Raw genomic sequence first — 26,245 nt, forward strand, 5'->3', positions numbered from 1 at the left:
AGATTGCCCTCGCCGAAGCCCTGATGGCCGCTGCGCTGGACGATCTCGAAGAAAATCTCGCCCGGACGGCGCTTGACGAAGGTCTGGAAGAACAGCTTCGGCACGCCGTTCACGATCTCGCCATCCACCAGGATGCCGCGCCGGCGCAGCGCCGCCACGTCGAGCCCGTGGCCCGGCAGGCGCGCATCGATCGAATCGTAATAGGCGGCCGGCGGCTCGACGAACGTCACGCCGTTGGCGGCCAGCGCGTCCACCGACGCGACGATGTCGTCGGTCGCCAGCGCGATGTGTTGCACGCCCTCGCCCGGATGATCGGGCAGGTAGTCGTGCATCAGTTGCGTGCGCGCCGTGCCTTCCTCGTAGAGCGGAATCCGCACCTCGCCGTCGGGCGACACCATCACGCGCGATTCCGCCGACACGTGCCAGTTCGCGTTGATCTCGTGGATCTCGCGGAAATGCAGCAGATCGCGATAGAAATCGAGCCATTCCCGCATGCGCCCCGCGCCGACCGTTTGCGTCAGGTGATCGACCTGCACGAGCTGCCCGCTGCCCGCGTGATGCAGGTCCGCCTGCGCGGTGGCCGGGTCGATCGGGCGGAAATCGATGTCGAAGATCGAGATGTCGCCCACCCCGCCCGTCAACCCGCCGCGCCCGCGCCAGCGATCCACGAAATAGATGTGCGAATCGCCGATGCCCTGAATGGCCGGGATCGCCAGTTCGCCCTTGCCGATCCGCTCGCCCTCGAACGCCCACGCGCCGAGTTCGAGCGCGCGGTCGAACGCGCGCTGCGCGCTGTCCACGCGGATGCCGATCGCGCACACGCCCATGCCGTATTCCTCGGCATAGCGCGAGGCGAACGAATCGGGTTCGGCGTTCAGCAGGAAATGCATCTGGCCCTGCCGGTACAGCGTCACCGCCTTGCTGACGTGCCGGGCGATCGCCTTGAATCCCAGTTGCTCGAAGCGGCGCGCGAGATCGTCGGGCGCCGGCGCGGCGAACTCGACGAATTCGAGGCCGGCCATGCCGAGCGGGTTGTCGTCCGCGGTAACGGGGGGCGTCGCGGACGACTTGGGAAAGTGGCTGGACATCCGTGGTCTCCAGAAGCGGGGGTGGCGTGGCAAGGCTCGGCGGCGGCCCGGGGCCGGCTGCGCCATCGCCGCAATTTTAACCGTATCGTTCATTACAGCCAAAGCGCCGATTGCGGCGCGGCACGCGGGCGATGCGTCGGCCGGCGTTTTCGGCCGGCGTGTCGCGACAGTCTGAAGCGAATCGAACCCGCTCGGCAATCGGGCGCTTCCAGCAGCGTCGCTCGGGCTCCGGCGAATTTTCGCCCTAGTGCTAACCCGAAAAACGTTCGATGATCGCACGCAATTGAACGATAATCGCGCTCCCGCGTTCGCCAAGCATTGTCGAGCCGCCGCCGCGCCCCTATGCTGCGAGCAATTTCATCGCGACGACAGCCAGGCGCGATGTGAACTCCGGCCCGCCACGCGGCCGGAACCGGGACCAGCACGACAGGAGACGCCACATGACCCCAGCATTCGATTCACTCGACCAGGCGAGCGCCCAGCGCGCCCGCGCCCAGGCCCGCAAGGCCGCGATCGGCAGTTTCGTCGGCGCGGTCGTCGACTGGTACGACTTCCTGCTCTACGGCATCGTCGCCGCGCTGGTGTTCAACGCCGAGTTCTTCCCGAAGGTCAGCCCGACGATGGGCACGCTCGCCGCGTTCGCCACGTTCGGCGTGGGCTTCCTGTTCCGCCCGCTCGGCGGCGTGGTGTTCGGCCACTACGGCGACCGGCTCGGCCGCAAGAAGATGCTGGTCATCACGGTGATGATGATGGGCCTGTCGACGGTGGCGATCGGCCTGCTGCCGACGTTCGCGTCGATCGGCTGGTGGGCGCCGGTGCTGCTGGTCGCGATGCGCGCGCTGCAAGGCTTCGCGGTGGGCGGCGAGTGGGGCGGCGCGGCGCTGATGGCGGTGGAAAGCGCGCCGCAGAAGAAGAAGGCGTTCTACAGCAGCGGCGTGCAGGTGGGCTACGGCGTGGGGCTGGTGCTGGCCACCGGCATCGTGTCGATCCTGAGCCACACGCTCGGCGACGACGCGTTCCGCGCCTGGGGCTGGCGCATTCCGTTCCTGGCCAGCGTGGTGCTGGTGCTGATCGGCCTGTGGGTGCGCGCCAGCATGGACGAATCGCAGGAGTTCGTGCAGAAGGTCGAGAAGACCGGCCACAAGCTCAAGATGCCGGTGCTCGAGGCGCTGACGCGTCACCCGAAGGCGTTCCTGTTCATCATCGCGCTGCGCCTGGCCGAGCTGTTCACGATGTACATCGTGACCGCGTTCGCACTGAGCTACTCCACCACCAACCTGCACATGTCGCGCGAGCTGTTCCTGAACATCGGCCTGCTGGTCGGCGCGATCAGTTGCGTGACGATCCCCTGCTTCGCCTGGCTCGCCGACCGTTTCGGCCTGCGCCGCATCTACATCATCGGCGCGCTGATCGGCCTGGCCGCCGCCGTGCCGTTCTTCGTGGCGCTGGAAGCGCGCTCGACGGTGTGGATCGTGATCTTCGCGGTGATGCTGGCGAACATCGCGCACGACATGGTGGTCAGCGTGCAGCAGCCGCTGTTCACCGAGCTGTTCGGCGCCGAATACCGCTACAGCGGCGCGGGCGTCGGCTACCAGTTCGCCAGCGTGGTGGGCGGCGGGTTCACGCCGTTCATCGCGGTGGGCCTGGTCAGCCTCGCGAGCGGCTCGTGGCACCTGGTGGCCGGCTATCTGGCGCTCGGCTGCCTGATCTCGGTGATCGTCGCGGCGCGGATGCGGATTGCACCGGCGGCGTCCTGATGCGCCCGTCCGCCGGGCGGCGCGCGGTGCCATGCCTCGCGCCGCCGCCCGCTTCAGCCCGGCCTTCCGGCCCGTTTGACCTGCGATGAAGAAAACCCCACTCGACAAGCGCGACTGGATCGCCGGCCTCGAAAAAGGCCTGATGATCCTCGAAGCGTTCGACAGCGAACACGCGCGCATGACGCCCACCCAGGCGGCCGCGCGCACCGGCCTCACGCGCACCGCCGCGCGCCGCTATCTGCTCACGCTCGAATCGCTCGGCTACGTGTATACCGACGGCCGGCTCTACGGCCTCACGCCGCGCGTGCTGCGGGTGGGCTGGTCGTACTTCGATTCGGCGCGGCTGCCGCGCACCGTCCAGCCGTATCTACAGCAACTGAGCGCGACGCTCAACGAATCGGCCTACGTCAGCGTGCTCGACGATTGGGAACTGGTGGTGATCGCGCGCAACGGCGTGTCGCGCGTGATGACCACCGGTTTCGTGCTCGGCGCGCGCGTGCCGGCGCCGCTGGCCTCGGCCGGCGTGGTGCTGCTCGGCCACCGGCACACGCCCGAGGATGTGGCCGCGTGGCTCGACGCCACCGAGTTGCCGCCCTACACGCCGCACACGCTGACCAATAAAAGCCGCCTCCAGCAACTGATCGCGCAGGCGCGCGACGACGGCTACGCGCTGATCGAGCAGCAGTTGCAGGTGGGCGTGCGCGGCATCGCGGTGCCGCTGAAGAACCGCCAGGGCGAAGTCGTGGCGGCCTTGAGCACCAACATGCCGATCGGCAACGAAACACCCGAGGCGGCGCTCGCGCGCGCCTTGCCGCCGTTGCAGGAAACCGCGCTGGCGATGTTGAACGTGCTCTGAGCGCGCCGTCGCCGGCGGCAGGCGTGCCAGAATGTGCCGTCTCCCACCCCGCAGGACCGCCGCGCTTGGATCTCCAGCTCAGTCTCCACGGCCGTCGCGATCTCGCCGGCCAGCTCTACCGTCAACTGCACGCGGCGATCGTCGGCGGGCGGCTCGCGGCCGACACGCGGCTGCCGTCCACGCGCGATCTCGCGCAGCAACTGGGCGTGTCGCGGAAAACCACGCTCGACGTCTATGAACGGCTCGCCAGCGAAGGCTATCTGGAGACGCGCGCCGGGCACGGCACGTTCGTCGCGTCGGGTTTCGCGCCGCCGGACGACGCGCTCGACGCCAGGCGCGCCGCCCGCGATCCGCTTCCCGACCCCGCCGATCTCCCGAAGCTTCCCGCCCGCGCCCATGAAGTGTGGTCGCGCGTGCCCGTCGATCTGGCGATGCCGATCTCCACGCCGCCGCTCGCGTTCGATTTCCGTGGCGGCATCACCGACAAGACGCGCTTTCCGTGGGGCGACTGGCGGCGCTCGCTGAACCACGCGATCCGCGCGCAATCGCGCGGCAGCGGCGAATATCGCGACGCGGCCGGCGACCCGAACCTGCGCGTGGGGATCGCGCGCTACGTGGGCTTCAGCCGCGCGATCGCGTGCAGTTGGCAGGACGTGGTGGTGACCAACGGCGCGCAACAGGCGCTCGACCTGCTCGCGCGCACGCTGGTCGGCCCAGGCGACATGGTGGCCGTCGAGGAGCCCGGCTATCCGCCCGCGCGCGCCGCGTTCGAGGCGCTCGGCGCCACGGTGATCGGCGTGCCGGTGGACGCGCAGGGGCTGATCGTCGAGCAACTGCCCGACGCGGCGCGCTTCGTCTACGCCACGCCGTCGCATCAGTTCCCGCTCGGCATGCCGATGAGCCTGGCGCGCCGCGTCGCGCTGCTCGACTGGGCGCGCCGCCGCGACGCGGTGGTGCTGGAGGACGACTACGACTGCGAATTCCGCTTCGACGGCCGCCCGCTCGAACCGCTCAAGAGCCTCGACCGCGACGGCCGCGTGGCCTACGTCGGCACGTTCTCGAAGACCTTGTTTCCCGAGTTGCGGATCGGCTATGCGATCGCGCCGCGCCCGCTGATCGCGCCGCTGCTGAAGGTCAAGCAAATCGCCGACTGGCATTCGGGCACGCTGATGCAGGCCGCGCTCGCGCACTTCATGCTCGACGGCGCGTTCGGCCGGCACCTGCGGCGCATGGCGCGCGAATACGCGTTGCGGCGCGCGCGCATCGCGGCCTGGCTCGACGGCGAACTCGCGCCGTGGTTCGCGCCGGTGGCGGCGTCGGCCGGCATCCACGTGGCCGCGCCGTTTCGCGCCGCGCTCGACGAGGCGCGCTTGCTGGCCGCCGCGCGCGAGGCGTCGATCGCGTTGATCGGGCTGTCGGCGTTCCATGCGCACACCCCGGCCGTGCCCGGCGTGCTGTTCGGCTATGGCGGCATCGATGCGCCGCATATCGATACCGCGATGGCGACGCTCGCGCGGCTGGTGAAGGTCTGAAGCCAACGCTGAAAACCGCGCCCCGTCGCCGCGTCCTGCCCTGACGAATACGCGCGCCGAGCGCGCCGAAACCGCGCAGCTTACAGCCCTCGCGCGACGCGCAAGGCAGGCGTAAGCCCGTCACACAAATTCACGCGCAGGCCCTCTCCCGGCCGCCGGAATTTGCTTTATGCTTGCGCGCAAGCGCGGCCCGGCCGGACCCGGCACGCGCGATCGAACCGGTTCAATCCGATGCCCGCGCGTCCCGAGCCCGAGCCGCCGCGCATGCGTCTTCCGTGCAGGACATCCCCGTGTCGCTCCAGCCCCCGTCTTTCGCTCCCTCCGCCGAAACCCTGCTCGAGATCGTTCGCTCGCAAACCGAGATCGCCAAGCTCGGCCTCGACCTCGGCGGCGTGATGGCCTATGTCGCCGAACGCGGCCGGCACCTGACGCACGCGCAAAGCGCCGTGGTCGAACTGGCCGAACAGGACGACATGGTCTATCGCGCCACCGCCGGCCTTGCGACCGACCTGCTGGGGATGCGCCTGAAGCGCGCCGGCAGCCTGTCGGGCCTGTGCGTGCAGACGGGCGAGATCCTGCGCTGCGACGATTCCGAACTCGACGAGCGCGTGGACCGCGAGGCCTGCCGCCGCGTCGGCCTGCGCTCGATGCTGGTCACGCCGCTGCGCCACCTCGATACGACGGTGGGCGTGCTCAAGGTGATGTCGCCGGAAATCGGCAAGTTCGGCGAGGCCGACATCCAGGTGCTGCAACTGATGTCGGAGCTGATCGCGGCCGCGATGTTCCACGCGGCGCGCAGCGAAACCAACGAGCTGTACGTGCGCGCCACCCACGACGCGCTGACCGGGCTGCCGAACCGCGCGCTGTTCTACGACCGTCTGCGCCAGGCCGTGCAACTGGCCCAGCATTCGGAAGGCGCGCTCGGCATCCTGAACCTCGACCTCGACGGACTGAAGCCGATCAACGATCACTACGGCCATCGCGCCGGCGACGCGGCGATCCGCGAGGCGGCCGCGCGCATCGCGCGTTCGGTGCGGCGCTCGGATACGGTCGCGCGCGTGGGCGGCGACGAGTTCGGCGTGATCCTGCCCGGCATCGCCGGCCGCTCCGACGCGCAAAGCCAGAGCGAGCGGATGACCGAAATGGTGGCCGAGCCGTTCGAGTTCGAGGGGCAGCAGCTCGATCTCGGCGTGAGCGTCGGCATCGCGATCCTGCCCGAAGACGGCGTGGAAATGACCGGCCTGATCGACCGCGCCGATCAGGCGATGTATGCCACCAAGCGGCAACGCAAATCGGGCGGCGGCCAGGGCGAGCGCTGAACACCGGGCCGCGCGGCGAAGCGCGGCGCGTCGTCATACGAATGCGGTGGCGCGCCGGCGGCGGCCGTGTCACCATCGCCGCACGATCGCGCAGCCGCGCGGTCGCACGACAGCGACGTCCACCGTCCGGCCCCGCGCCAAAGGAGCGAGCATGGCATTCCCCACCGCCGTCAACAATCAGATCACCGACGCCGTCACGCAGGCCAACGTCAAGGTGCTCGGCGACGCGCCGGCCTTGTCGATCGGCGATCTGCCGGGCCAGGCGATCTCCAACGCCCTGCACAACGCCACCAGCGTGCCGCATGTCGACGTCAAGGTGATCCGCGACCAGCACGGCGTGAGCCTGGACGATCTGCCGCCGGGCCAATCGCAGGCGCTCTCGAATGCCGTGCACAACGCCACCGCGCTGCAAGACCAAACCGTCTCCTCGTCCCAGGCCGCCAACGTGCAGGGCGTCGCCACGCTCTACACGGTCGACACGGCCAGCACCGGAGACGTCACCGCCCACCTGCTCGTCGTGCATCCGACGCACGGCATCTGAGCGCCCTTCACCTCATCGCAGGAAACCCGCCATGCCCCTGACCCTCGCCGGCCAAGTGATCCGCAATGCATCGAACCTGTCCGAGGCCGCCCGGCTCACGCTCGACCTGATCGAAGGCGGCACCGCCTGGTTCGCCTGGGCCGTGGCCGCGCCGAACGCGCGCTACGACTTCGCCGACGAAACCCAGCTCGTGGCCGCCGTGCAGCAAGGCCTGCATGCCGCGCCGCTGGCGCTGCTGCCCGCGCTGCGCCTGCTCGTGAATCCGATCAAGCTGCTGTCGCTGGGCGCCCACGACCTGCGCGTGCTGGCCGCTGGCGAAGCGTCCGGCGCGGCGCCCGAGGCGCTCGAGCGCGCCCGCGCGCTGCTCGATGCCCATCAGTTGCTCACGCAAGACGCGCTGGCCGCCGGCACCGATTTCCTCGCGCAACTGGGCGTGGACGGCGCGCCGCTGTTCCAGGCCGTCGATCTCGACGGCCGCCTCGCGCTGGCCGTGCTGGCCGGCATGGACGAAGTCGCCCGTCACCCCGAATTCGTGCAGCACGAGGCCGCCGCGTTCGCCGTGGCCAACGCGCGCACGGCGCTCGAATTCGCCGACCTGTTCCGCTTCTATCTGGACAGCACCGAGCGCCTCGGCAACCCGGCGGCCCATGCCGCGCAGCGCCGCGAGGCGGCTCAAGCGGCGCTCGACCACCTCTACCCGGCGCTGTTCGGCGCGCTCGACTGCCCGCAGGTGACCGGCCTGCCCGCGCCGTTCGAGGTGGCCCAGGTGGTGCGCAATTGGGTGGCGTCGGGCCGCGCGCTCGGCTTCGTGCGGCTCTCGCGCGGCGCGTTGCAGGTGGCGCGTCACGGCGGCTATCGCGGCGAACAGGGCGAGCAGGCGCAACAGCTCGTCGCGCGCTATCTGGCGGACGCGACGGCGTTTCTGATGGAGTCGGAAGTGTCCAGCGGCGTGCTGGGCCAGGACGGCGGCACCTGCTCGTACCCGATCGGGCGCGACGGCCGCCATGCCGTGGTGCAACTGAGCCACGGCGGTCTGATCTCGCTGGCCACCTACCAGGCGGCCGGCGTCTGAACGGCAGGCGGTGTGCGGCGGCCGGGCGTCAGCCGCGCCGCCGCGCCATGCTCATTGCAGCATGAACGTTTCGTACTCGAGCGTTTCGAGCTTGCGGTCGAGCCAGTAGAGGCTCGCCAGCATCACCACGAACAGCGCGCCCGCGAAACCGTAGCCGTAGGTGGCCGGGTTCGCGTTCAGCGTGAACGCCGTCAGCAGCACGTTGAGCGCCACGAAGCCGCCCACCAGCCACATCACGATGCGCCGCTTGTCGAGGTAGAAGAACACGTTGAGGATGCCCATGAACACCACCTGCATGCTGGCGGCGATCACGTCGATATAGAGCAGCGGCAGGTACAGCGACGGGATGTGCAGCCACTGCAGCAACGTAGGCGCGGCGGCGAACAGGATCAGCGCGGCCATGCCCTGGATCTTCAGGATTTCCCACACGCCCTCGCGCAGCGCTTCCACCATCGCGCGCTGCATCCGCTCGATATGCTGGAGCGAGGCGCCCTCGCGCACGGCCTCGTAGAACGCGTCGTAGTACTCGACGAAATCGGTCTCGATGCGCAGCAGGAACACCGCCATGCCCGGGATGATCGCCAGGTACGCGAGGAACACCGGAATGTCGTAGATGATCGACGCGCGCAACGGCCCGATCACCGGCTGGCCGGTGCCCGCCGAGTACCAGAACATGAACTTGTCGATCCAGATGCCGAGGTTGTACAGGAACCCGATCAGCATCAGCGACGGGTAACGGTAGCGCTTCTCGAAGATCTCGAACGAGATGAAGCGGTCGCTGTCGAAATCGCGGTAGATCAGCCCGAGCAGGCCGCACAGCAGCAGCGTCTGGCCGATCACGAAGCCCGCCAGCAGGCCGCTCAGGCCGAAGCGTTCGAGCCCGAGCGCGGCCAGCGTGGTGACCGCATAACCCACCGCGAACACCACGATGATCGCCACGTAGCGCTTCATGCCCGACAGGAAGATGGTGGCGATCCAGATGTTGCTCATCACCACGAAGCCGGCCAGCATCAGCATGCGGTAGCCGGCCGTCTGGCCGCCGAACGCGAACAGCGTGACCAGCGCGCCGATCACGGCCGAGGCGGCCGTCACCACCAGCATCACGGCGTGGAAGTTCGGCAGCACCAGGTCGCGGCGCTTCTCGAACAGGCGGTCCGACGTGAAGCGCGTGTACCAGAGCTGCAACGGCCCGGTCAGCACCAGCGACACCGCGATGAGATAGGTCACCGACACCTGGAACTGCGTGACGGCCCCCGTCGGCGTGACGAACGGCACGCTGAGCACGCCGATCAGCAAGATCCCGACGATCGACAGCACCCACGGCCCCGCGCCGATCAACCCCGCATAGGTATAGGCCTGCATCATGCCCGTCAGCGTGTTGCGACGGAGCATCTTGCGCAGTTCGAATCCGATTCCGGCCATGGTTCGCGGCCTCCTTCAGTGCATCGGGCAGGCCAGCGGCCCGCCCGCGGCCGGCTGCGCCGGCGCCGCGATCAGGCGCTGATACAGCGTGCGGTACGAACCGATCATCTGGTCCTGCGTGTAATAGCGCTCGACGCGCGCCATCCCGGCGCGCTGCGCGGCGTGCCAGTTGTCGTCCTCGAACAGGTCGAGCGCGGCCTCGGCCAGCGCGCGCGGGTCGGCGATCTGCACCACGCGGCCCGCCGTGCCCAGCGCGGCATCCTCGCCGGGCAGGCCCTCGATCAACTGGCGGCACGAGCCGACATCGGTGGTCACCGACGGCACGCCCGCCGCGAAGCCTTCGAGCACCACCAGCGGCAATGCTTCGGAGATCGAACTGAGCACCAGCATCCCGCACTTCGGCAGCAGTTCGTCGATCTTCTGGAAGCCGAGAAACTTGACCTTGTCCTTCAGGCCCAGGCTGTCCACCAGCGCGCGGCATTCCTGCGCATAGGCCAGATCCTCGTCTTCCGGGCCGGCGATCCACGCCTCGGCGTCCGGCATGCGGCGCAGCACGGTCAGCATCGCGCGAATGAAGGTCTTGATGTCCTTGATGGGCACCACGCGGCCGATCAGGCACAGGGTTTTCGGCACCGCGGCCGTGCGCTTCTCGCGCAGCGACGCGAGGCGCGCGAGGTTCACGCCGTTCGGGATCGTGCCGGTGCGTTCGGCCGGCGCGCCGTCGATGATCTGGCGCTGCCGGTTGCCTTCGTACAGCGCGATGATGTCGCTCGACGCGTCGTAGCAGGCGCGGCCCAGCGCCTGGAAGAAGCGCACCCACAGATCGCGGAAATAGCCGACCTGCGACACGTCGCGCTCGAAGATGCTGCGGTTGTCGCGAATCCACTCGCTCTGGAACAGGTCGATCTTGCGTTCCTTGGTGTAGATGCCGTGCTCGGACACCAGCAGCGGGCGGCCCGTGCGGTAATGCGCGAGCGCGCCGAGAAAGCCGGCATAGCCGGTGGACACCGTATGCAGCACCTTGCCGGCGGGCAGCGCTTCGGCGATCCGCGCCAGTTGCCAGAGCGGCTTGTGCATGATCCGCACGGTCCAGAAGTAATCGACGAACGACGGATCGGTGCAGTGCTTGCGGTACTGGTCGGTCAGGTATTCCCAGGCTTCCTTCGAATACAGGAACGCGTCCTCGCTCAGTGCGCCGCCCGGCTTCAGGTCGGCCAGCATGTCCTTGAGCAGTTGCGCGCCCATCGTGCGCATCGCCGGGTTGCGCATGCTTTCGTGCAGCGCGGCCGATCGGGCGAACGCCTCGGGGTCGCCGCTCATCTTCTTGACCAGCGGCGGCGGCGCGAAATCGTAGAGGTAATGATTCTCCAGATGCACCACGTTGTCGGGCAGCGCGTAGTGCTGCTTGGTGTAGTCCTGCGGGCGGCTGCCGAGGAAGCACAACGCGAAGCTGTGCTCCGGGAACGCCCGGATCATCTGGTTGACCCAGCTCGACACGCCGCCGCTCACATACGGAAACGTGCCTTCAAGCAGCAGCAGCACGTCGGCGGAGGCGGCGCGCGGCAGCGCGGTCGGGGACGGTGTCGTCATGGCTGAACTCATTCGCGGGAGGCGCTGACCGCAGCCGCGTCGGGCTCCGGCTGCCAGAAATCGAGGGCGGCCTGCAGCGTCGGCGTGACGGCGTGACGGTCCATCGCGCCGAGCAGGCCGTGCACGCGCACGAAATCGCGGCGCAGGTAGGCCGCTTCGGCCAGGTAAGGCAGCATCCGGTCGCGCGGGAAGCCGCTGTCGATGGCGCGTTCGAGCATCGCGTCGGCCGCGTCGAGGTCGCGCCGCAGCAGCGCGAGACGGCCGCGCAGGCGCCACAGCGCGGCGTCGCCCGGCGCGAGCGCCAGCGCGGCTTCGGCGAAGCGGTCGGCTTGCGCGATCGCGTTGTCGTACACGTCGCCCGTCACCAGTTGTTGATAGATCAGCTCGCCGTACAGCTCGGCCAGCGTCTTGAGGATGCGGGCGCGTTCGGTCGAATCGAGCGAGGCCGCGCCCGCGCCGTCGAGCGCGCTGCGCTCGGCCGTGATGCGCTGGGTCAGCGCCTTTTCCTTGCTTTCGAGGCTGCCGTAGGCCAGCAGGCGAATGTCGTCGAGCGGATCGGCGAGCATTTCCTGCAGGATCGGCGAGATCGTGCGCACCGGCAGCGATTGCATCGCCAGCAGCGCGGTCATGCGGAAATCCACGCTGGCATCCGCGTTGCGCAGTTCGGCCTTCAGGCGTGCGCCGCGTCCGTAGGACACCGAGCCGATCAGGTATTCGGCGAACTCCGGCTCTTCCACCGCCGTGACCGGCAGGTTGGTGCGATTGGCCGGCAGCACGCGCGCCAGCGCGAACGCGCCGAGCGCGCAGACAATTCCGCCGAACGGCACCGCGAAATTGAAGAAGCCGAGCAGCACCACGCCCGGCCAGCGCGCCGGACGCAGCCGGCGCGGCAGCAGGCGCACCGAGCCGGCGGTCGCGAACACGGCCGCCACCAGCAGGATCAGCAGGCAGGTGACGAACAGCGGCGTGTTGACGCGCGAGGACGCGGCCACGGCGGCGGCATCGGCCGGCAGCCCGCCGAGCCAGAGCGCCGACAGGTCGGGCGCGCTGCGCAGGCTGGTCAGGCACGCATAGGCCTGCAGCGCGAGTGCGATCAGCAGCGCGATGACGGCCAGCAGCGCGCCGAGCGCACCGCCGTCGCGTCGAGCCGGGGCCGGGCCGGCCTCGCCGGCCGGGAGGCGCGGGTCAGCCGGCGACACCGCAATGCTCCATCAGCTTGACCAGCGGACGCATCGGGTCCTGGGCCGGCACGTTCATCGAATACACCGCCACGTGCGCGCTCTCGAAATCCACGCCGAACTGCGCGCGCAGGTTGTCCTCGATGCGCAGCAGATAGCCGTCCGCACCGCTGTTGCCCGACAGCGGCATCAGCGTCAGCACGGCGCGATGGCTCGGCGTGACGATTTCCCATTGCGAGTCGAGCGCACGGCGCGTGCGCACCACGTGCTCGCACAGCGCGGCGCTGCGTTCGTCGTTCTCGAACACCAGCGTGACCACCGACGACAGCACGCGCGAATCGCGGCGCAAATGCACCAGCCGCGCATAGTCGAGCGCGAAACGGTGCGGACAGTCGGGGAACGCCGCCAGCATCTCGCGCGTGACTTCGGCATGGCGCACGCCGTCCGCGTAGAAGTTGCACAGCACCAGCAGGAACTGCAGGTTGTCGCGCGTCAGCGCCAGGAACGGCATGCGTTCGATCGCCACCAGCCCGACCGGCTCGCCCTTGACGTCCAGCAGCGGCACGCAGGCCAGATAGCGGCTGCCGATCGAGGCCGGCGTGGCATGCGCCTGCGCGTCGACGTGCACCAGATGGCGCGTGTCGATCGCCTCGCGCACCAGCGGGTCGTGCACGTCGAGCGGTTGCGCGCCGCCCACCGAGGCCGCCACTTCGGCGGCCGGGCCGCCATGGCGCCAGGCGTGCACGCTGGCCACTTCGAGCTGCACCGCCTGCGCGGCCGAATCGAGGAAGGCCTGCGCGCCGCGCAGCGCCACATCGCCCTGCTCCGGCGGCGTGGGCAACTGGTCGAACACCACCGTGCGCAGCCGCGCCAGCGAATCGCGCAGCGTGGCCGGACGACTCAGCAGATCCTGCTCCAGGCGCTCGTGCGAGAGCCGCAGCATGAACTGGTTGCGCGTCAGGATCGACAGGCGCTCCGACAGATAATCGTGCGCGATCCGGTTCTGCCGCAGCCGCGACATCCAGATATCGCCGAACTGGCCGGTCAGCAGCGTCAGGAAGAAGCCGCCGAGGAAGAAGCCGATCGGGAACGGCTTCACATGCGCGACGTCGCCCGCGAACACGGCCGACGCCCCGCCGGCCAGGGGCAGGCTCGGCGCCACCGGCACCGACGGATACAGCACGTACCAGGCCGCCAGCACCACGAAGCCCGACACCAGCCCGAATACCGAGCCGTAACGCAGCGAGATGATCACCGGCACCAGCCAGATCCAGCCGAAGCCGGAGTGGATCAACAGCGGGTCCTCGGCCATGAATGCACGGCACAGGCCCACCGCAACCAGCGTGACCACCAGCGTCTCGATCAGCGCGACCACGCGCCGGCGCGTGCTGCCGTCCGGCGGCGCGATCAGCGTGTTCCACCATGCGGCCACGCCGGTCGAACGAACGGTGCGCGACTGCCGCGAACCGCCCGGGTCCGGTCCCCTTGCCTGCGTATTCATGCCCACCGCCTGATCGATGTCGATGTCGGATTCATCGCGCCTGCCTTCTGATTCGTCACGTCCGTGCTACCCCGGATTCAACGGCCGAGCGGCGAGAGCAGATCGCGCTCGAGCTTCTGCGCCACGCCCGACACGGCGTCGCGGCTCCAGCCGGTGCGGCTGCCGGTGCCGGTCCAGACGATCTTGCCGGTCTGCACGTCGATCACGTCGAAGCTCAGGCCGACGGCCGGTTCGCCGTCCACGCCCACCTTGTAGCGCCATTCGTTGACCGAGCCGGTCAGCGCGAAGCGGATGTTCTGCTGGCGCGCCCAGTTCAGCGCGTTCTGCTGCGCGTCCGGCTTGGCCGGATCGAACAGCGTTTCGTCGTCGCCGCCACCCGGATACGGCACCACGTTCTGGTAGCCGTAGGTGCGCAGCAGGCTTTGCGCGATCGAGCCCGCACGTTGGCCGGCCTGCGGCGTTTCCGTGTGGTTGGCGATCGGCAGGACGGTCCAGGCGTCGCCCTTGGACGCGGGCACTGCCGCGCTGCGGTCGACCACCGCGCAACCGCCAAGCGCGGCAACGGCGAGCGTGGCGGCGCAGACCAGCGCGGCCGCCCGGAAGCGCCGCGATGCGTGGTTCGTGTTCATGCGTTTCTCCTGAGAATTGCGTTCAATACAGCCAGCGATATCGCGCGCCGATTTCCTTGACGGACGTCGAACTGTTCGACGACGCCCCTTGATACAGCCCATACAGCAAAGCCTGATCCCCGCCGAACACGCTGCCGGCCAGGCCGACCTGGACCTGCCCCGTCCAGCCCGCGCGCGAATCGCGCACCGGGCCGGCCGAGAACATCGGCCGCCAGCCCTTCGCGTAGTTCTCGTTCGGATCGTCGCCGAACGAGAACAGCAGCGCGCCCTGCGTAAAGGTTTGCGGCATGAACGACGCGGCGGTGGCGGACGAGCCGTCCGGCAGGATCTGTGCGAGCCGGCCGCTGACCGCCGCATTGGCGCTGCTGTACTGGCCATGCGTGAACACCGCGCGGATCGTGTAATCGGGGTAGTCGGCCTTGATCTTGTAGCCGGCCGTCAACTCGACCAGATGGCCGTTGCCCAGGAAGGTGCGGTCCTGGCCGTGGAAGCGCGCGTATTCGTAGCGGCCGCTGCCGAACCAGTGCGGATCGAGCTGGTAGCTGAGGCCGACCGACGCCAGATCCTTGACGCCGCCCACCGTCAGTTGCGTGCTTTCGGTCGCGTCCTGGTTGTAGCCGACCGCGTAGCTCAGGGTCAGCTTCGAGTTCAGGCGCGTGCGGCCCTCGACGCGAGCGGTCGTGATGTTGCGCAGCGCCTCGCGGCGGCCGACCGTGACGGTTTCGTCGTCGTACTGGCCGGTGTGCTTGTACATCGCCTCCAGCACGCGGTCCTGGCTCGGGATGTTCGGCAGCGTCGACGAATCGGACGACTGCTCGCGCTGGCGATAGCCGAGCCGCACGCTCTGCGTGTCGGTCAGCCGCGCGCCGATCGAGGCGCGTTGCTCGTTGAAGTGCAGCGCGCCCTGATTGCTGTAGCGCGTGGCGACTTCCACCGATTGCGCGCTCTTCATGGCCGTCTCGCGCAACTGCTGCTGCATCACGTCGTCGTTCGGCGTGTTGATCAGCGATTGATACGCGCTCGATTGCGCGTCGGTCAGGCGGCCCGTCAGCACCTGCGCGTCCACCCGGTTCTGGCGCGGGATCAGGTCGGGCAAGGTGTCGAGCAGACGGTTCAGCGTGTTGACGTCGCCGTCGTCGATCGCCAGTTGCGCCTCGGCGTACACCGGGCGGCTGTTGCGGTCGATGAACAGCCTGGTCAGCCAGGCGTGTTCGAGATCGGGCTCCTGCTGCGCCTGCGCCCACGACACGGCGGCCTCGCGCGCGATGGCCGACACCACGCGCTGCTCGCGGCGGATCGCCTGCTGCTTGACCGGCGGCAGCATCGCGAAATCGCCGAGTTGCGATTGATACGGCGTGCCCTGCTCGGCCTCGTCGCCGGCCGCATCGGCGCGCAGCATCTGGATCAGCACGGCGCGCGACGCATCGCCGGTGCCGAACTGGGTGGTGAGCGAGACGAAGCGGCCCGCCAGATCCTCGCGCTCGGCGTCCGGCAGCGGCGCGGCCTTCGGATCGCGGCGGCGGCGCGCCAGTTCGATCCAGGTCGACTTGCGCAGTTGCCACGCCTCGTCGGCGCGGCCTTCCAGTTCGAGCGCATCGGCGAACGTGAGGCGCCAGAGCGGGTCCTGACGGTTCGCGTCGGCCTGCTTGCGCAGGTAATGCAGCGCCTGACGGCCGTCGCCGAGCCGCAGCGCCGAGGCGATCATCGGCGGCCAGAGCGGCGCGTCCGTCTCGGCGCGGGTCGAGTAGCGGCGCATCGTGTCACGCAATTGCGCCTCGGTGCCGCGGTCGTTCAGATACCAGAGCCAGGTGACCTGCGCTTCGGTGCTGTCCGGCGCGAGCGCCAGGGCGCGCTGCACGTCGCGCGCCACGTCGTCCTGGCGGCCGGCATCGCGCTCGTACTGCGCGCGCGCCAGCAGGAACGGCGCCGATTGCTCGGCCACCGCCAGTTGCTCCGGGCTCAACGAGGCGAGCAGCGGGCCGATCCGGCCGCGCGCATGCGCGCGTTCGTAGTAATACAGCGCCTGCGTCAGCATCCGCACGTTGCCGGTCTGGCGATAGCCGAATTCGGCCAGCCGCGCGGCATCGATCGGCGAATCGTCGTAGAAGCCGATCATCGATTCGAGATCGTCGCGGTTGGCCTGGCCGCCCGCCAGCAGCGCGCGATAGCCCGCGCCGGTATCCCGTTGCTGCTGGGTGGTGGTGCCGAGCATCGCGTAGAAGCGCCAGAAATCCTGGTCGGCCGGCTTCGCGCTGGACTTGGCCGCATTCATCGCGGCAAGCGCCGCGTCGAAACGCGTGCGCGTGTAGAGCATGGTGGCGATCTTCAGCGCGTAGGCCGGGTTCGGGCCGTCGTCGCGTTCGAGATCCTGCCAGGTGCGCAGCGCCAGGTCGTCGTCGCCCTTGCGCTCGGCCACTCGGGCGTAGCGTTCGCGTACCAACTGACCGATCGGCCCCTTGAAGCGCGCCTGCAGGAAGCGCAGCGCGCCGTCCGGGTCGGCGTTCAATTCGTAGGCGGTCACCGCGGCGTCGATGCGCTTGATGTCGCCCGGCGCGACATCGGCCTGATACAGCGTCAGCGCCAGCATCGCGCGCTGGTCGTTGACGCCCGGCGCGAGGCGCGCCACCTGCTGCCAGGCACGCGCGTCGCCGCGCGACTGCGCGAGCGCGAGGTAGTTGGCCAACGCCACGTCGGGGTGGTGATTCCATTCCGCGACCTGCGCGAGCCGCTCGTGCCAGCTCGCCGAACCCGGATCGCGGGCCAGCGCCTGACGCGCCACGCGCTCGGCGCCGGCCACGTCGCCGGCGGCGAGGAACACGCGGTAGGCCAGATCGAAATCCGATTGGCCGGCCTTTTGCTGGACCTCCGGCTCGGCGGCTTGAGCCTGGCTCGCCTGTGTCGGGGCTGCGGCCTGCGAGGCAGGGACCGAATCCGGCGCGATCGTGCCCGAGGCGACACGGCCGTTCGACGGCGCGGCGATCCGCACCAGATGGACGGTGTCGCCGGCACGCAGCGCCGCGTCGCGCAGGCTCGGCCGGGCGCGCGGCGCGGCCGGTTGCAGCCACGCGGCGCGCAACCAGGTGCCCTGTGCGTTGTGTTGTTCGACCAGCGTGCCCGCCGCGGCCAGTGCCCGTGCGTCGGCTTTCGCGCGCGCGCCGCGGCGGTCGGCCGGTGCGGCATGCAGGCTCGCGGCCCGCACGTCGGGTGCCGCATGGCGCAAGCCCGGTGCGTCCGGACGCCCGGCGTCGCCGAGCACCTGCAGCAGGCGCGTCACGTATTGCGCGGCGAGATCCGGCCGGCCGGCGGCCAGCGCCACGTTCGACAGGAAACGCAGCGTATCGGGATCGCTGGCGAGACTGCCGACATGCGCCTGGGCTGCGCTCATCGCGCCCTGCATGTCGTTGCCCGCCTGCAGCGCCTTGACGCCGGAGATGAAGGCGCTGCGACGCGCGGCGCGCGTGGTGGCGCGCGCCTGTACCGTGAACCAGGCGTCGGCCGCCTCGCGGTAGTTCTGTCCGCCCAGCCGGGTGGCTGCGAGCTCGGCGAGCCACGCGTCGGCATGCGCCGTGTCGCGTTGCGCCAGTTGCGTGTAATAACGCCCGGCCAGCGCGTTGTCCCCGAGGCCGCGCGCCTGACGCGCGAGCGCCGTCAGGGCTTCGAGATCCCAAGCTTGGTCCACCGCTTGCGCAAGCAGCGCGTCGAGTTCGCGAATCCGCGCCGGCCGGGCCGGATCGTTCGGCTTCAGCGAATAGAGATTGCGCTGCGCGATCGAAATGCGGATCGCCAGGGCGTTCAGGCGTGCCGCTGCGTCGTGCGAGGTGTCGAGCCGGTCGATCATGCGCATCACGTCGGTGCTGCGGCCGCCGCGCAGGTACGCGCGCGTCAGCGCCGTCTGCACGTCGGCGTTGTTCGGTTCGATACGCAGCCAGGCTTCCAGGTACGCGATCGACAGGCTGTCCGTGCCGGCCAGCGCCGGCGCGTCGAGCTTGCCGCGCGGATAGGCGAGCAGCAGCATCGCGCCCACCAGCGCACCGACGGCGATAACGGCAGGCAGCGGGAAAAACCGCTGGCGGTCAGAGGTCGCAGGCGACGTCAACATGCAGGCTCGAAGGATCGGAGGAAACGGGTTGACGGGTCACGCGGCAGGCGCCCGCATTGGCGAGCCGGAACTGCGGCGCGATCAGCGAATGCAGGTCGAACGAGAAGCCGCGCGGCGTGCGCTCGAAGTGGTTCAGCACGCCGTTGGCGTCGGCCAGGTACGGCACGCGCGGCGCACGCGCGGCATCGATCACGCTGAAGCGCGCCTCGCTGCCCGTCAGGTGCACATAGGTGCCGCCGGGGCCGGGCGTGTAACCGGCCACGCCGGTGGCGGTACGCAGGTCGGGCGCCTTGCCGACCGGCAGCCGCACGGTGCGCAGGCGGCCCGCGTCGCGCACCACCCAGGCGTCGCCGTCGCGCGCCACGCTCACGTCGAGCCAATCGAGCACCTTGCGCGCGTAATCGCTCGAAAACACCGGCGTGACGGGCTGTGCCAGCACGGTCTTGAAGATCTCCTGCAGCGCCTTCACGCCCGCGAGCTTGGTGCCCGAGAACATGTGGTAGTAGATGTCCATCGGCTTGAAGCGGATCGGCGCGTCGGTCAGCGCGAAGGTTTCGAGCACGCGATTGAAGCCGTAATACGGGCCGTGCCAGAGGTCGGTGTACAGCTCCTCGTTCTGGTTCGGCGCGAACACCTGGAAGTAGTCGTCCTTGTTCACGCCCAGCGGCGCGATGCCGGTCCAGCTCGGATAGGTCTTGGTGATCACGGTGTCGCCACCGTTCAGGTTCAGCACGCCGGCCCGATAGGCGGCCTTCAGCACCGGGGCGGGCACCTGGCAATCGCCGCTCCACAACACCATCTTCACCGGCTTGTTGGCCGGCGCGATCTTGCTGTCGATGTAGGAGATCGAGCCGCCGATTTCGCGATCGATGCTGAACTTGTAGCCGGGAATGTTGATCGACAGCCCGCTCGTGTTGTCCTGGTCGCCCGCGCCTTCGGCCGGCGCGTCGTCGTCCGACACGCCCAGCCCCGTAACCCGCATCCATTGCAGCGGGTGCGTATAAGTGTGGGTGGCCACCTCGACGTTCGGCAGCTCGAAAATCTTCCGGCCCAGCTCGCGCAGGTGCGCCGCGAACCCGCGGAACGGGCCGGCGTCGGTCACCTCGCCTTCGATCAGCGAGACGGTGGTCGGCATGCCGGAATCGCGCAGCAGGCGATACAGCGTGTCGCCCGAATAGGCCGGCAAGGCTTGCGTGTTCGGCATGTCGGGCGTCGAATACTCGGCGCGCGAGGCGAAGCCGTCGCCGTCGATATGCGACATCAGCAGGCGGCGGCCGTTTTCGGTGGTGGTGTCGGGCACCGGCATGTCGCTCGGCAGGCGCAGCGCGGCGCGCAGGAATTCGAGCGGCTGGGCGACCCAGCGCGCCTGATTGACGGCCGCCAGCGAATACACGCCGAACGGCCGCATCACGTAGCCGCCCCACGGCGTGATGGCCGCGCCGTCGATCTCGAAGCGGCCCGAGCGCAGGCGCAGCAGCGAGCGGCTGTGCGGGCCGGCGCGCACCGCCGTGTAGTCGCGCGGATCGGGCGTCGGCTTCATCTCGAAGCCCATCAGCTTCGGATCGAACGATTCCACGTCGAGGCGGCCCTTGTCGGGCGCACCGTCCACCATCGTCAGGTCGAGCTTGGCGGCGAGCTTCCCGTCCATTTGCGTGCCGAACGACGTGAACACGGCGATCGGCATGTGCGCGTCCACCTGCGCTTCGAGCCAGGCGCGATAGGCCGCGCCACGCGGCACGTCGTTGTTGAGCCACAGCACGATGCCCGCGTAGCGGTCCGACAGCGGGCCGGCCGGCAGGTCGCCGCGTGCATCGACGTAATCGACCTGATAACCGAGATAGTTGAGCGGCATCGCCAGATAACGCACGCCCGGCGACACGTTGAGGTCCGTGCGCGGCGGCGGGTCCTGCAACACCAGAATGCGGCGACGCATCGGCTGGACCGCGCCCACGCCCATCGTCACGAGTGCGCCGTCGGTCACGTACGGCACCAGGCCATCGGCACGGATGCGATCGATCGAATCGCGCGCGCAGTTTTGGTCGCCCGGTGCGCAGTAATCGATCGAGATCACCGGCAGCTTGTATTGCGAGCGGATCGTGCGGGCCTGGCCGAGCAGCCAGTCGCGATCGGCCTGCGGCACCGGCTGATAGCGCTGCTGCGCCTGGTTCCAGCCGTGATACAGCGATTCGAACGCCACCGCGTACACCTGGTCGTGCACTTGCGGCAGGATTTCGAAGCCGCGGTTCAGGATCAGCTTGACCGTGGGGTACTTCGCGCGGATCGCGCGGATCACGGCCACCATGCCGGCTTCCTGGCGCGCACGCGCCTCGGGCGTGGTGGCGGCGAGTTGATAGGAATCGAGCGTGTCGAGGAAGAAGCCGCGGTAGCCCTTCTCCCACAGCGGACGAATCACGCGATCGACGAAGAACGCCGGCCATTCGGGCTGGCTCTGGTCGATCACGCGCGAAGCCCAGGTGGCATTGCTGCCGGCGAACCAGCTCTTCGGGATGTCCTTGTAGTAATCGCGCGACGGCAGCACTTCGCCCACGCTCGCGTAGGCGAACCATGTGGTGTGCGGCAGCGGGTGCATGAGCGGATCGAAGCCGCTATCGGGCTCGACCACGGCCGCGTCGTAGGCGGACAGCAATTCGACGGGCGGACGCTTGCCGTAGAACAGCGCAAACGACGGCTGCGCGCCGTTCGTGCCATTCATGCCGGCCGAAGCCCCCTGCTGCTCGGCGGCTTGAGACGCTTGCGGTGCCTGACTCGCGTCGTCGGCCAGCGCGACCGGCGCAACGGCCGCCGCCGAGGCCAACAGCGCAACCGCGCCGAGCCAGCGGCGGCAGGCCTGGGCAGCCTCGCGTGCCAGCAGGCCAAAAGCGGCGCGGTGGGTCGATACGCGGATATCGAAAGGGCGTCGGCGGTTCGTCATCGATTTCTGTGCGTCGAATGGCGGGCGATGGATCATGACACGCCACGACCGGACCGCCCCCTTTTTTAGATAGGGCGATTCTAGCCAAAGAATGTGTTAACGCAAATCCTTAGACTTGCAAACGTTACAGTCGCGACACAATGTTCGATGCGCTTTCGCTATTGATGCGAAACCTGTGTCAGTCGGGCGTTTTACAGCGATCAATTCACGAAAATGGATGCAATCTCCGCAATGGCATTTCGCACGACCGTTCTGCAACAACGTTTCGCAAAATCCACTATTCGGGATGAATCATTTCGATGAAGGTGCCGCGCCGGTTTGGCAGTTTTCGTCCCTGCGGATGACACGATCCAGTCGATCGCGCAGATGGCATGGCGTCCGGCCGGCCTGTTTCAGTGGCTACCTGAAAATTCCAGAAATTGGACATTTTTCATAGCCACCGACACCTCTACTCTGTGTTCACCGCGTCACCACGCACCCTCACCCAACACGGAGTTCACCATGTCGTCCCGCCTCGATTTTTACCAAGCCAACCCGCCCGCCATCAAGGCCATGCTCGCGCTCGAAGCGCATATCGAGCGCTGCGCGCTCGACCACGCGCTGCTCGAACTGGTGCGCCTGCGGGCCTCGCAGATCAACGGCTGCGCCTATTGCGTGGACATGCACACCGCCGATGCGCGCAAGAACGGCGAAACCGATCGCCGGCTCGCCACCGTGGTGGTCTGGCGCGAATCGCCGTTCTTCACCGAACGCGAGCGCGCCGCGCTCGAATGGACCGAGGCGCTGACGCTGGTGTCGCACGAGCATGTGCCCGACGCCGTCTGGCAGGCCGTGCGCCCGCATTTCAGCGACGCCGAACTGGTCGACCTGACGCTGCTGGTCGGCGCGATCAATGCGTGGAACCGTTTCGCGGTGGCGTTCCGCAAGCTGCCGGCCTGAGCGGCGACACGCCTATATAAACAGGCGAGAAAAGCAACGGCCCGGGCACATCGTGCACCGGGCCGCTTGGTGTTGCGCCGGCGGCAATGCCGGCGCGCATCGGGCGTGGGCGCTCAGGCGGCGCTGGCCTCGTCGAGCTGGCGTACGTCGTCGGCGCTCAGGTTCAGGCGGATCGCTTCGCCGAGCGCCTTCAGTTGATCGAGCGAAGTGGCGCTGGCGATCGGCGCGGTGATGCTGGGCCGGGCGATCTGCCAGGCCAGCGCCACCGAGGCGGGCGTCGCGTCGTGCCGCTCGGCCAGGGCGTCGAGCGCATCGAGAATCCGCAGGCCGCGCGGGTTCAGGTATTTATCGATGCGCGCGCCGCGCTTGCTCTTGCCGAAATCGGCCTGGCTGCGGTACTTGCCGCTCAGGAAGCCGCTGGCCAGCGCGTAATAGTTGACCACGCCGAGCTTCAGATCCTCGACGACCGGTTCGAGATCGCGTTCGTAATCGGCGCGGTCGTACAGGTTGTACTCGGGCTGGATCACCTGATAGGCCGGCAGGCCGTCGCGACGGCTGATTTCGGCCGCCTCGCGCAGCCGCGCGCCGCTGTAGTTCGACGCGCCGATGATCCGCACCTTGCCCGCATCGACCAGCGTGCGGTACGCGCCCAGCGTTTCTTCCAGCGAGGCCGAATCGGAGAAATCGCGGTGCGAGAAATACAGGTCGATGTAATCGGTCTGGAGGCGGCGCAGCGAATCGTCGACGGCCTTCAGGATGTTCTCGCGCGACAGCCCGGCACGCGCTTCGAGCATGCCCACCTTGGTCGCAAGCACGAAACGTTCGCGCTTGCCCGAACGCTTGAACCACTTGCCGAGGATCGTTTCCGATTCGCCGCCCTGGTTGCCGGGCACCCAGGCCGAATAGACGTCGGCGGTATCGATGAAGTTGATGCCCGTGTCTTCGAGCGCGTCGAGCAGCGAAAACGACGTGGCTTCGTCGGCGGTCCAGCCGAACACGTTGCCGCCGAACATCAGCGGCGACACCTGGATATCCGAACTGCCGAGCGAGCGGGTTGCCATAGCGGGTTTCCTCCGGGGGGATGTGGGACGCGCCGCGTGATGGGGGTGAAGCGGCGCGAGGGATGTCGATGCGCGTCATGCTAGTGCGACGGATCGACGCGACCAACCGATTAAACCTGAAAAGGAAAGGGCTTGCGCTGGGAAGGGGTGGCACCTGGTGGCGTTCGCCGGGGTGCGGCTCGCGCGGGACGATGTGTTTCGGCTTGGTTCGCTTGGTCGGCTTGGGCGGCTTGGGCGGCTTGGGCGGCTTGGGCGGCATGTTTGCCCAGGCCCACTGCGCCGGTCGGACCATCGCCCTGGCCGTTCGGCCGACTGTTCGGCCATCGATCGATCCCCTACAATCGCCGTCCTGCCTTCCTTGCATCGAGCGCCCCGCCATGTTCCGACTTCCCGCCTCCCTCGCCCGCCGCCCGCCTCGCGCGCGCGCCGTGGGCCGTGCAGGCGGCGCGAGGCACGCACCATGACGCGCCGCACCGGCACGGCCGCCCCCGGCACGCGCTACGAAGCGCTCGCGCACGCGCTGGCCGACGAAATCCGCTCGGGCAACGTGGCCGTGGGCGCACGGCTGCCGTCGCTGCGCCAGATCATCGCGCAGCACGGCGTCAGCCAGTCGACCGTGTTCCGCGCCTACTACCTGCTGGAAGAATGGGGCTTGATTCGCGCCCGCGAGCGCTCGGGCTATTTCGTCGCGCCGGGCGCGCGGCTGGCCGCCATCCCGGCCCAGGCAGCCCAGGCGACAGCCGATGCCGCGCATCCGCCGTCCACGCGGGTGGACATCAGCGAACTGGTGTTCTCCGTGCTCGACGCCGTCAAGCGCCCCGACATCGCGCCGCTCGGCTCGGCGTTCCCGTCCCCGGCGCTGTTCCCGCTGCCGCGTCTTGCCAAATCGCTGGCCAGCGCCGCGCGCGAGCTCGATCCGTGGAGCACCGTGGTCGATCTGCCGCCCGGCAACGAGGCCTTGCGCCGCCAGATCGCGCTGCGCTATCTCGGGCTCGGCATCGCGCAGCCGCTCGACGAGATCGTCGTGACCAACGGTGCGCTCGAAGCACTGAACCTGTGCCTGATGGCCGTCACGCGCCCCGGCGACGTGGTGGCCGTGGAAGCGCCCGGCTTCTACGCCGCGTTGCAGGCGATCGAGCGGCTCGACCTGCGCGCCGTGCAGATTCCCGTCGACCCGGTCACGGGCCTCGATCTCGATGCATTGACCGAAGCGCTCGCGCGCCATCCGATCCGCGCCTGCTGGTTCATGACGAGCTTCCAGAACCCCACCGGGGCGCTGCTGGCCGAGGCGCGCAAACGCGCGCTGGTGGAACTGCTCGCGCGCCATCAGGTGCCGCTGATCGAGGACGACGTGTACGGCGAGCTGTATTTCGGCCCGCGCGCGCCGCTGCCCGCGCGCGCGTTCGACCGGCACGGCCTCGTCATGCATTGCAGTTCGTTCTCGAAAACGCTCGCGCCCGGCTACCGCATCGGCTGGGCCTCGGCCGGGCGCTTCGCGGCGCGCGTGCAGCGCCTGAAGCTGATGACCACCATCTCGGCCAGCATCCCCGTGCAGGCCGGCCTGGCCGATTACCTCGAACACGGCGGCTACGACCGCCATCTGCGCAAGCTGCGCGCCGCGCTCGAAACCCAGCTCGACGCGATGGCCCGCGCGATCGCACGCTGGCTGCCGCGCGAGGTGCGCTGGACCCGCCCGCAAGGCGGTTATTTCGTATGGATCGAATTACCGGACGAGATCGATGCGATGGCGCTGCATGCGCGTGCGCTGGCACTCGGCGTGGGTCTTGCGCCGGGGCCGATCTTTTCAGCCTCGCATGCGTTCGCGAATTGCATTCGCGTGAATTTCGGCCATCCGTGGAGCGATGAAATCGAACGGGCGATTCGCACGCTGGGGGAATTATTGAATGATCCGGCGGTGCGGCGGGGCGAAATCAATTCGCGCGATTAATCGCCACTTCTTAAACACTTGAATAAATAAAAACCCGCCCGATCATGTCGGGCAGGTTTATTGCAAAACTAATGCACGTTCAGGCGGCGCGTTCGCTGTTTTGCAGCAGCCATTGCACGGCGACATCCTGATCTTCGATGCGATGCACGGTATCGCCGAGCACGTACGTGTAGGACGCCTTGCCGGTCTTGCCCCAGATGCCGTCGAGCTGGATCACCAGTTCCGTGACATGCGGCGCGCCCAGCAGCGGCGGGATCGCCGAGCCTTGCAGCGCGTACACCTGCTTGGCTTCGCCCAGGCCCAGCGCGTGCACCGAGCCATTGAACGCTGTTTCGTTATGCAGCGGCGGGTTGGTGGCCTGGGTCAGCACGCCGTGGCCGGTGACCTTGCTGCTGGTTTGCGGCACCGTGAGAATCGCCTTCAGCAGCAGGCCGCCCGGAAGGCCCAGCTTGCCGATCGTGAAATTGCCAGTGTGATTGAACGGATAGATTTCTGCCATGTCGTTCCCCATACGTGATTGAAAATACAGTTTTCATTATGTTTCTGCATCTTCGAATGCATTCGAAGATGGCGAAAAATTAACATGCGGCTTTTCGGAGCGTCAATCACAAACTTACAATGTTTATTTTTATATCGAATCAGCGCCAGATAAGGCACCTAAGATTAATTAAAATGAAAACCAACGTGCCGCGCATTATTTTTATTGCCTCTTAGCTATCCTTCTTCATGGAATATCGATTCGCAAACTCGTTCGTTGCCAGTGGTATGCACAGCTTCGTAT

Annotated in this window: 18 protein-coding genes; 8 read left to right on the top strand and 10 right to left on the bottom strand. The window is 68.3% G+C overall.

The features are described from left to right. Positions 1-1,088: 4-hydroxyphenylpyruvate dioxygenase family protein (locus tag ACYP33_RS31590; RefSeq protein ID WP_459625138.1), on the bottom strand; the 1,088-nt coding region annotated here is incomplete at its 3' end. Between the two features lie 440 nt (positions 1,089-1,528). Here ACYP33_RS31590 and shiA point away from each other — a divergent pair. From shiA to ACYP33_RS31620, 6 genes are all read left to right on the top strand, one after another. Further along, positions 1,529-2,845, top strand: coding sequence for a shikimate transporter (gene shiA / locus ACYP33_RS31595; RefSeq protein ID WP_414439243.1), 1,317 nt, complete (start codon positions 1,529-1,531; stop codon positions 2,843-2,845). Positions 2,846-2,930: 85 nt separating this feature from the next. Further along, positions 2,931-3,701: an IclR family transcriptional regulator domain-containing protein gene (locus tag ACYP33_RS31600; RefSeq protein ID WP_414439244.1), complete on the top strand. Its 771-nt coding sequence runs from the start codon at positions 2,931-2,933 to the stop codon at positions 3,699-3,701. A gap of 65 nt (positions 3,702-3,766) precedes the next feature. Next, positions 3,767-5,233: a MocR-like pyridoxine biosynthesis transcription factor PdxR gene (pdxR, locus tag ACYP33_RS31605; RefSeq protein WP_459625140.1), complete on the top strand. Its 1,467-nt coding sequence runs from the start codon at positions 3,767-3,769 to the stop codon at positions 5,231-5,233. 290 nt (positions 5,234-5,523) lie between these two features. After that, positions 5,524-6,552 (top strand): diguanylate cyclase domain-containing protein, encoded by a 1,029-nt coding sequence (locus ACYP33_RS31610; protein WP_414447556.1) that lies wholly within the window; start codon positions 5,524-5,526, stop codon positions 6,550-6,552. 151 nt (positions 6,553-6,703) lie between these two features. Continuing rightward, entirely contained in the window at positions 6,704-7,093 is a 390-nt protein-coding gene (locus ACYP33_RS31615) for a RebB family R body protein (protein WP_459625141.1), read from the top strand. Positions 7,094-7,124: 31 nt separating this feature from the next. Continuing rightward, complete coding sequence (locus ACYP33_RS31620) at positions 7,125-8,165, top strand: hypothetical protein (RefSeq protein ID WP_459625143.1); 1,041 nt, start codon at positions 7,125-7,127, stop codon at positions 8,163-8,165. Between the two features lie 51 nt (positions 8,166-8,216). Here the strand turns inward: ACYP33_RS31620 and pelG are convergent, their stop codons facing one another. The 7 genes from pelG to ACYP33_RS31655 form a co-directional block, all read right to left on the bottom strand. Beyond that, positions 8,217-9,587, bottom strand: coding sequence for an exopolysaccharide Pel transporter PelG (pelG, locus tag ACYP33_RS31625; RefSeq protein ID WP_414439249.1), 1,371 nt, complete (start codon positions 9,585-9,587; stop codon positions 8,217-8,219). A gap of 15 nt (positions 9,588-9,602) precedes the next feature. Further along, entirely contained in the window at positions 9,603-11,177 is a 1,575-nt protein-coding gene (pelF, locus tag ACYP33_RS31630; RefSeq protein ID WP_459625145.1) for a GT4 family glycosyltransferase PelF, read from the bottom strand. Positions 11,178-11,185: 8 nt separating this feature from the next. Continuing rightward, the gene (locus ACYP33_RS31635; protein WP_459625147.1) at positions 11,186-12,376 is read right to left on the bottom strand and encodes a sugar ABC transporter permease; all 1,191 of its coding nucleotides are present in this window, start codon (positions 12,374-12,376) and stop codon (positions 11,186-11,188) included. Continuing rightward, the gene (locus ACYP33_RS31640; RefSeq protein WP_459625148.1) at positions 12,363-13,856 is read right to left on the bottom strand and encodes a PelD GGDEF domain-containing protein; all 1,494 of its coding nucleotides are present in this window, start codon (positions 13,854-13,856) and stop codon (positions 12,363-12,365) included. Before ACYP33_RS31640 ends, ACYP33_RS31635 begins: the two co-directional genes overlap by 14 nt. A gap of 77 nt (positions 13,857-13,933) precedes the next feature. After that, complete coding sequence (locus ACYP33_RS31645; protein ID WP_459625149.1) at positions 13,934-14,485, bottom strand: penicillin-binding protein activator LpoB; 552 nt, start codon at positions 14,483-14,485, stop codon at positions 13,934-13,936. 22 nt (positions 14,486-14,507) lie between these two features. Further along, a complete protein-coding gene (locus tag ACYP33_RS31650; RefSeq protein ID WP_459625150.1) occupies positions 14,508-18,584 on the bottom strand; it encodes a tetratricopeptide repeat protein in 4,077 nt (1,358 codons plus the stop codon). Continuing rightward, on the bottom strand, positions 18,559-21,516 hold the full coding sequence (locus tag ACYP33_RS31655; protein ID WP_459625151.1) for a bifunctional glycoside hydrolase 114/ polysaccharide deacetylase family protein: 2,958 nt from the start codon (positions 21,514-21,516) through the stop codon (positions 18,559-18,561). The genes ACYP33_RS31650 and ACYP33_RS31655 overlap by 26 nt, the downstream gene beginning before the upstream one ends. Positions 21,517-22,017: 501 nt before the next feature. On the opposite strand from ACYP33_RS31655, the gene ACYP33_RS31660 reads away from it, so the two are divergent. Further along, the gene (locus ACYP33_RS31660; protein WP_414439256.1) at positions 22,018-22,455 is read left to right on the top strand and encodes a carboxymuconolactone decarboxylase family protein; all 438 of its coding nucleotides are present in this window, start codon (positions 22,018-22,020) and stop codon (positions 22,453-22,455) included. Between the two features lie 113 nt (positions 22,456-22,568). Here the strand turns inward: ACYP33_RS31660 and ACYP33_RS31665 are convergent, their stop codons facing one another. Then, positions 22,569-23,516: an aldo/keto reductase gene (locus tag ACYP33_RS31665; RefSeq protein ID WP_459625152.1), complete on the bottom strand. Its 948-nt coding sequence runs from the start codon at positions 23,514-23,516 to the stop codon at positions 22,569-22,571. Positions 23,517-23,976: 460 nt separating this feature from the next. Between ACYP33_RS31665 and ACYP33_RS31670 the strand changes: the two genes are divergently transcribed. Continuing rightward, complete coding sequence (locus ACYP33_RS31670) at positions 23,977-25,464, top strand: aminotransferase-like domain-containing protein (protein WP_459625153.1); 1,488 nt, start codon at positions 23,977-23,979, stop codon at positions 25,462-25,464. A 79-nt stretch (positions 25,465-25,543) separates the two neighbouring features. On the opposite strand, the gene ACYP33_RS31675 is transcribed toward ACYP33_RS31670, so the two are convergent. Further along, a complete protein-coding gene (locus ACYP33_RS31675) occupies positions 25,544-25,963 on the bottom strand; it encodes a DUF1842 domain-containing protein (RefSeq protein ID WP_414447545.1) in 420 nt (139 codons plus the stop codon). Positions 25,964-26,245: the final 282 nt, after the last annotated feature.

The sequence above is a fragment of the Burkholderia sp. 3C genome, assembly GCF_054589155.1.

Excerpts from the sequence above, each read along its gene's own strand:
- shiA (WP_414439243.1), top strand. The coding sequence starts at position 1,529 with ATGACCCCAGCATTCGATTCACTCGACCAGGCGAGCGCCCAGCGCGCC.
- ACYP33_RS31600 (WP_414439244.1), top strand. The coding sequence starts at position 2,931 with ATGAAGAAAACCCCACTCGACAAGCGCGACTGGATCGCCGGCCTCGAA.
- ACYP33_RS31615 (WP_459625141.1), top strand. The coding sequence starts at position 6,704 with ATGGCATTCCCCACCGCCGTCAACAATCAGATCACCGACGCCGTCACG.
- ACYP33_RS31620 (WP_459625143.1), top strand. The coding sequence starts at position 7,125 with ATGCCCCTGACCCTCGCCGGCCAAGTGATCCGCAATGCATCGAACCTG.
- pelG (WP_414439249.1), bottom strand. The coding sequence starts at position 9,587 with ATGGCCGGAATCGGATTCGAACTGCGCAAGATGCTCCGTCGCAACACG.
- pelF (WP_459625145.1), bottom strand. The coding sequence starts at position 11,177 with ATGACGACACCGTCCCCGACCGCGCTGCCGCGCGCCGCCTCCGCCGAC.
- ACYP33_RS31640 (WP_459625148.1), bottom strand. The coding sequence starts at position 13,856 with ATGAATACGCAGGCAAGGGGACCGGACCCGGGCGGTTCGCGGCAGTCG.
- ACYP33_RS31645 (WP_459625149.1), bottom strand. The coding sequence starts at position 14,485 with ATGAACACGAACCACGCATCGCGGCGCTTCCGGGCGGCCGCGCTGGTC.
- ACYP33_RS31650 (WP_459625150.1), bottom strand. The coding sequence starts at position 18,584 with ATGTTGACGTCGCCTGCGACCTCTGACCGCCAGCGGTTTTTCCCGCTG.
- ACYP33_RS31655 (WP_459625151.1), bottom strand. The coding sequence starts at position 21,516 with ATGACGAACCGCCGACGCCCTTTCGATATCCGCGTATCGACCCACCGC.
- ACYP33_RS31660 (WP_414439256.1), top strand. The coding sequence starts at position 22,018 with ATGTCGTCCCGCCTCGATTTTTACCAAGCCAACCCGCCCGCCATCAAG.
- ACYP33_RS31665 (WP_459625152.1), bottom strand. The coding sequence starts at position 23,516 with ATGGCAACCCGCTCGCTCGGCAGTTCGGATATCCAGGTGTCGCCGCTG.
- ACYP33_RS31670 (WP_459625153.1), top strand. The coding sequence starts at position 23,977 with ATGACGCGCCGCACCGGCACGGCCGCCCCCGGCACGCGCTACGAAGCG.
- ACYP33_RS31675 (WP_414447545.1), bottom strand. The coding sequence starts at position 25,963 with ATGGCAGAAATCTATCCGTTCAATCACACTGGCAATTTCACGATCGGC.